This window comes from Streptomyces sp. OfavH-34-F (assembly GCF_022347745.1).
Classification (GTDB): domain Bacteria; phylum Actinomycetota; class Actinomycetes; order Streptomycetales; family Streptomycetaceae; genus Streptomyces.
The window spans coordinates 21,692-27,885 of sequence record NZ_JAKRGC010000055.1 but is presented as its reverse complement, the minus strand read 5'-3'; the positions used below and the strand labels follow the sequence as shown (position 1 = coordinate 27,885).

General features: G+C 75.6%; 6 protein-coding genes. All 6 read left to right on the top strand.

The genetic code is table 11. The features are described 5' to 3' along the window. The first annotated feature begins 255 nt into the window (after positions 1–255). The 6 genes from MHW47_RS11830 to MHW47_RS11805 all read left to right on the top strand — a co-directional run bounded on the left by MHW47_RS11830 (position 256) and on the right by MHW47_RS11805 (position 6,192). The gene (locus MHW47_RS11830) at positions 256–1,206 is read left to right on the top strand and encodes an aromatase/cyclase (RefSeq protein WP_239222709.1); all 951 of its coding nucleotides are present in this window, start codon (positions 256–258) and stop codon (positions 1,204–1,206) included. 26 nt (positions 1,207–1,232) lie between these two features. Next, positions 1,233–3,005: an acyl-CoA dehydrogenase gene (locus tag MHW47_RS11825; protein WP_239222707.1), complete on the top strand. Its 1,773-nt coding sequence runs from the start codon at positions 1,233–1,235 to the stop codon at positions 3,003–3,005. 55 nt (positions 3,006–3,060) lie between these two features. Continuing rightward, entirely contained in the window at positions 3,061–3,870 is an 810-nt protein-coding gene (locus tag MHW47_RS11820; protein WP_239222705.1) for a 4'-phosphopantetheinyl transferase superfamily protein, read from the top strand. A 154-nt stretch (positions 3,871–4,024) separates the two neighbouring features. Next, positions 4,025–5,578 (top strand): condensation domain-containing protein, encoded by a 1,554-nt coding sequence (locus tag MHW47_RS11815; protein WP_239222714.1) that lies wholly within the window; start codon positions 4,025–4,027, stop codon positions 5,576–5,578. A gap of 37 nt (positions 5,579–5,615) precedes the next feature. Then, positions 5,616–5,756 carry a hypothetical protein gene (locus MHW47_RS11810; protein ID WP_239222703.1) on the top strand — a complete coding sequence of 47 codons (141 nt, stop codon included), beginning with the start codon at positions 5,616–5,618 and terminating at the stop codon, positions 5,754–5,756. 19 nt (positions 5,757–5,775) lie between these two features. Next, positions 5,776–6,192, top strand: coding sequence for a pyridoxamine 5'-phosphate oxidase family protein (locus MHW47_RS11805; protein ID WP_239222701.1), 417 nt, complete (start codon positions 5,776–5,778; stop codon positions 6,190–6,192). Positions 6,193–6,194 lie beyond the last annotated feature (2 nt).

Below are 6,194 nucleotides of genomic sequence, written 5' to 3'. Positions count from 1 at the left end.
GCCCGCGCCCGGGGGCCGTCCCGCGCGGATCGTGCCTGCCCGGGGGAGTGCGGCTCCCGCCCGGCCCCGGGCGCGGGGCAGGGACGCTCCGGTCCGGCTCCGCCGGGCCTCCAGCCGCTCCCAGGCCGGCCACGAGCCGTTCCGGACAGGGTCGTTGACACGGCCGCCGGTCGAGGCGGATTCCGGCAGCATCCGCCGTCGACCCGCACGCGGCGGCCCGAGCCGGCCGGAGTGCCGAAGGGAAGGGTGTGGAAGATGTCGGATGCGCGAGTGCACCGCACGGTCCACCAAGTGATCGCGGCCGCCCCGGCCGGTGTGCTGTACGGGCTGATCGCGGACGCCACGAGATGGCCGCTGTTCTTTCCGCCCTGCGTCCACGTCGAGCAGCTCGACTTCCAGGGGACGCGGGAGCGGCTGCACATGTGGGCCACGACGGGGGACGTCGTCACGTCCTGGATCTCCCACCGCCGCCTGGACGTCCAGCGGCTGCGCGTGGAGTTCACCATGGACCAGCCCACCGCCCCGACCCGCTCGGCGAGCGGGGTCTGGACGGTGGAACCGCTCGGCGACCGCTGCCGGGTGACGCTGGAGCACTCCTTCACCGCCGCCGGCGACGACCCCGCCGACGCGGCCTGGGCCGAGGAGGTCACGGCGGCCAACAGCAGCGTCCAGCTCGGGCTCGCCCGGGTGGCCGAGCGCTGGACCCGGCTGGACGACCTGGTGTGGTCCTTCGAGGACACCCTCCACGTCAACGCGCCCGCCGAGCTGATCTTCGACTTCCTGTACCGGGCCGAGGACTGGCCCGCCGAACTGCCCCACGTCGTCCGCATGGACCTGGTCGAGGACGAACCCGGCGTGCAGGTGATGTCCATGGGCAGCCTGTCCATCGACGGCGGCGCGCACAGCACCGAGTCCGTCCGCATCTGCTTCCCCGGCGCCCAGCGGATCGTCTACAAGCAGATCCGGACCTCGCCGCTGTTCGCCGCGCACGCGGGCGAGTGGTCCATCGAGCCCGACGAGACGGGCGTGAACCTGATCGCCCGCCACCACGTGCTGCTCGACGAGGACAACATCGAGCGGGTGCTCGGCGAGGGCACCGACGCCGTCGCCGCAGGCCACTACGCACGCGACGCGCTCGGCCAGGCGGGACTGTCCGTGCTGCGGTACGCCACGCGGTACGCCCTCGGTTCGGTCCGCGTCCTGTGAACGCGCCCCGGACCACCCGAACCCCCGTGCGGGACCTCCACGCCCCCGCACGGGACAGCCTTCCCGATGCCGCCGGTCCCGCCGGAGCCCCGGACGCGCCGCCCCCGTGGACCACCGAGCCGCTGCGGGCCGCCCGCCTGGAGGCCGCGCTCGGCGACCCGTTCGACCCCGGGAACCCGCACGGGCACCTCGCGCTGCTGCGCGCCGACGAGGCCCGCCAGGTGCCCGAGGCCACCGAGGCGCTGCTCGCGGAGGCCGGCGTGGCCGCCGAGTTCGTCCCCCACGACCTCGGCGGCCGGCTCACCTCCCTGGAGGAACTCGCCCGCGTCCTGCGCCCGTTGTTCCGCCGCGACCTGGCCCTCGGCTACGGCTTCGGCATCACGTCCCTGTTCGCCGCCTCCTCGGTGTGGACCGCGGGGGACGAGGAGCAGCGGCGCGCCCTGGCCGGTGTGCTGCTCGGCGGCGGACGGGTCACGATCGTGCACCGCGAGGTCGCGCACGCCAACGCCATCCTCCGCAACGAGATGGACGCCGAGCGGCGCCCCGGCGGATGGCTGGTCGGCGGGCGCAAGGACGTCGTCATCAACGCCCACCGCGCCGACGCGTTCGTGATGTACGCGCGCACCTCGCGGGAGGCGGGCCCCCGCAGCCACTCCGTCCTCATGCTCGGCCCCGGTGCGCCGGCCGCCGGTGAGGTGCGCCGGCTCGGCCGGGTGGAGACGCCCGGCATGCGCGGGGCGCACTTCTCCGGCCTCGAACTCGACGGTGTCGCCCTGCCCGACGGCGCCCTGGTCGGCGCCGTCGGCGACGGGGTGTCCCTGGCCCTGCGCAGCTTCCAGATCAGCCACTGCCTGATCCCGGCCACCGTGCTCGCGGGCGTCGACGCCGTGCTGCGCTCGGCGGTGCGCGCGGCCACCGAGAACCGGCCGGACGGGCGGCCGTCCCGCCGCCGCCAGAAGGCGCTCGCCGGGGTCTTCGCCGACCTGCTGGCCTGCGACGCCATGGCGGTCACCGGACTGCGGGCGATGAGCCTGCTGCCCGAGGAGTCGTACCTGCTGGGCGCGGCGGTCAAGTACACGATGCCGGACCTGCTGCGCGAGGACCTGGAGGAGCTGGCCACGGTGTTCGGCGGCCGCGGCTACGACCGCGGGCCGGTGTACGGCGGCTTCCAGAAGCTCGTCCGCGACCTGCCGGTCGCCGGGCTCGGGCACGCGGGCACCGCCGTCTGCCAGGCGGTGATCGTGCCCCAGCTGCCGGCCCTGGCCCGTACGGCCTGGTTCCGCACCCCGGAACCGCCGGCCGACCTGTTCCGGCCGGGCGCGCCGCTGCCCGCCTTCGACCACCGGCGGCTGGCCCACTCCGGCACCGACGACCTGCTCACCGCCACCCTGGCCGGGGTGGCCGGACGGCTGGCGGACCGCTGCGGCGGGGAACCCGCGGTGGCGGCCCTGGCCGACCTGGCCCAAGCCTTCGTGGCCGAACTCCGGGTCCTGCGCACCCGGTGCGCCGCGCTCGGCAGGGACTTCGGCCCCCAGGCCTGCGCGCTGGCCGACCGGTACGCGCTGGTGCTCTCGGCCGCCGCCGTACTGGGGGTCTGGGAGGCGCAGGAGGGGGCCGGCGACCCGTTCCTCGGGGAGCCGGCCTGGGCGGTGCTCGCCCTCAGCCGCATCGGCCGCCGCCTGGGCGTGCCGGTCGCGGACCCGCCCGCCGGGGTCGTCGAGGCGGTGCTGGACGAGGCGCTCGACCGCTGCCGGCAGGGGCGGAGCCTCGACGTGTACGGCACGCGGCTCGCGGGCTGACGGAACGCCGGACAGCGCGGACCCGGGACGGGCGCGCCATCGCAGGGAGGCGACGATGAACAAGGTGACGTGTGCCGAACCGGTCCATGTGCCACGGCCGGACGGACCCTGGCACGGAGTACGGGAGAACCTGGCCGCGCACGGCAACGCGGTGGTCTACACGACGTGGAGCGAATGGCTGCCGAGCGTCCTGACCAGTCCCCGGCTGCCCGAACTGCTCGGCGCGGACTGGGACCGCTACCGCCGTACCCCCGACCCCACCGTCCGCTACCGCTTCGCGGCCGCCCGGCTGCTGATCAAGTGCACGGCCGGGGCGGCCCTGGGCATCGAGCCGGAACACCTCGACCTGGCCTACCGGCTCGGCGGCCGCCCGTACCTGCGCGGCTTCGACCAGATCGAGCTGAGCCTGTCGCACACCGGCGAGCTGATGGCCGTGGGGCTGAGCCGCACCGGCCGGATCGGGGTGGACGTGGAGCCGGCCGGGCGCGCGGTCCGGCTGGACCTGCTGGAGGCGCAGATCCTCACCCCCGTCGAGTCGGCGGAGATCGCGGAGCTGCCGCCGGAGCAGCGCGTCCCGCACGCGCTGCGGCTGTGGACCCTGAAGGAGGCGTACACCAAGGCGCTGGGACAGGGACTGCGGCTGGGCTTCAAGGAGTTCGGCTTCGGCCGGGGGCTGCGGCTGCACGCCCCCGACGGCAGCGCCGCCACCCGCGGCGAGTGGGGCTTCGCCACGCACGAGGTCATGGGCCGCTATCTGGTGAGCACCGCCTGCCACGACGCGGGACTGTGCACCGCGGACGACACGTCCGTGGGCACCATGCTCGACCGGGGCTTCCTGTCGGCGATGAGCATGGAAACGGAGTGATCCGGTACGACTCCACCGGCCCTGCGGTGCTTCCCCGGCGGCGTCAGCGCGCCGTCAGCGCCCCGGCAGCGGGTTGCGCCACGGTGGCCCGGGAGGTCCGCGCCCTGTGCGGCCGGGCCGCAGGGGACGAGTGCCGGAGGAGGCGGACGTGGCGATGCCGAGTCGCCCGCGCGCGGAACAGGGACAGGGCGGCCGCGCCGCGGAGCCGCCGTCCCTGCCGGTGACCCGGCAGCAGCGCGACCTGTTCCTGGACGCCCTCGGACAGCAGGGCACCGGGCGGTACGTCGAGCAGATCTCCTGGCACTGGCGCGGCCCCCTGGACATCGGCCGGTTCACGGCGGCCTGGCAGTCGGTCACCGACCGCGAGACGGTGCTGCGGGCCGCCTTCGCCGGAGACCCCGAACCGCACCTGGTGCTGCACGAACGGGCCGAGGCCGAGGTCGTCCGGCACCCCGCCGGCAGCGTCGGCTGGGACGAGCTCGTGGAACGCGACCGGCTGCGCGGCTTCGACCTGCGCGACGCCGGCCCACTGCGCGTCACCCTGCTGGACGAGCCCGCAACCCCCGCGGCCTCCGCAACCCCCGCGGCCTCCGCAGCGCCGCCGGACGGCGGCGGGAGCACGGCGCCGGACGCCGCCGGGGCCGTCACCCGTGTGCTGCTCACCTTCCACCACGGGCTGCTCGACGCCTGGAGCGCGTTCCTCCTCATCGACGAGTTCTACCGCGCCTACCTGGAGGGCGGGGCGCTGCCCGGCGGTGAACGGCGCCCCGACCTGCGTGACTGGTTCCGCTGGCTCGGCCACCAGGACCACGGGCCCGCCCGGGAGTTCTGGACCCGCGCCGTGCCCCCCGGCGCCCCGGCCGTCCTGCCCGCCGTGCCCGGCCCCGACACCGGGGAGAGCGGCTCCGGGCGGGCCGAAGGGCGGCTGACCGCGGCCGAGGCCGACCGGCTGCACCGCTGGGCCGCCGCCCGGTCCCTGCCCGACTCCAGCGCCCTGCAGGCGGTGTGGGCGCTGCTGCTGCACCGTGCGGCGCGCGCGACCGGGCCCGCGCAGGTCGGCTTCGGCGTGACCGTCTCGGGGCGCGGCATCACCCTGGACGCCGTCGAGCGGCTGCCCGGGCCGCTGCGCTCCTGCCTGCCGATGTCCGTGCAGGTGGACCCCGCCCACCGGCTGCTCCAGCTGCTGACCGGACTGCGCGACCGCGCCCTCGACATGGCGGCGTACGAGTGGGTCTCGGCCGGGCAGATCCACGAGTGGACCGGCCGCGCCGCCACCGGCGGCGGCCGGCTGCTGGAGAGCGTGGTGGCGGTGGAGAGCCGGCCCCGGCGGCCGGCCGGGGTGCGCGGCGAACTGGCCGTCGGCGGCGTACGCGTGGACCAGCCCCGGGCGAGCGGCGCGCACACCTCCTTCCCGGTCGCCCTGTTCGCGCACCGCGAGCCGAACGGCGCGCTGACCCTGAGCGCGCTCCACGACCGGGCCCGGATCTCCGCCGGCGACGCGGGCCGCCTGATCGGGCACTGCGTACGGCTGCTCAAGGAGCTGCCCCGCACCGACGAGCGGACCACGGTCGCCGAGGTGCTGGCCACGCTCACCGGCGATCCGCTGCCGCGGATCGCGACCCCGCCCCGCCGCCGGGCGGACCGGCCGCATCCGCCGTACTCGATCGACGGGCGAGCGGACGTCGAGCCGATCGCAAGCCGTTCTTGACACCGTTGGGCGACACCACACGCTGAAGGAGTTGCCCATGTCAGACGAGGAGTTCCGCGAGATCGATATGGCCGTGTTCGGGATGGTGCCCGTGGGCACGGCACCGCCGCTGCGCCTGGCCGGTGCCGACTCCGACGACGACCCCGAGTTCTTCACCATCGTCCGCGGCATCGACTGACCGGGGAGGGAGGCACACCATGCCGACGTCGAAGCGCATGCACCGGCCCGAGGTGTCCGCCTCGGTCGACGCGTTTCTCAACGACCACCGGTACGTCGCCGCGCTCACCACCGTCCGGCCCGACGGGTCGCTCCACACCGCACCCGTGCGGTTCACCTGGGACGCGGAGAGCGGCCTCGCCCGGGTGATGACGGTGGTCTCCTCGCGCAAGGCCAGGAACCTGCTCGCCGCCCCGGGCGGCCGGGTCGCCCTGTGCCAGGTGCAGGGCTTCACCTGGGTGACGCTGGAGGGCACCGGCACCGTGGTCACCGAGCCGGCCCGGGTCGCCGAGGGAGCCCGGCGGTACGCCGAACGGTACTGGTCGGGTCCGCCGAACCCGCCCGGCCGGGTGGTCATCGAGATCGAGGTGGACCGGGTGCTCAGCCTCAACGCCTGAGG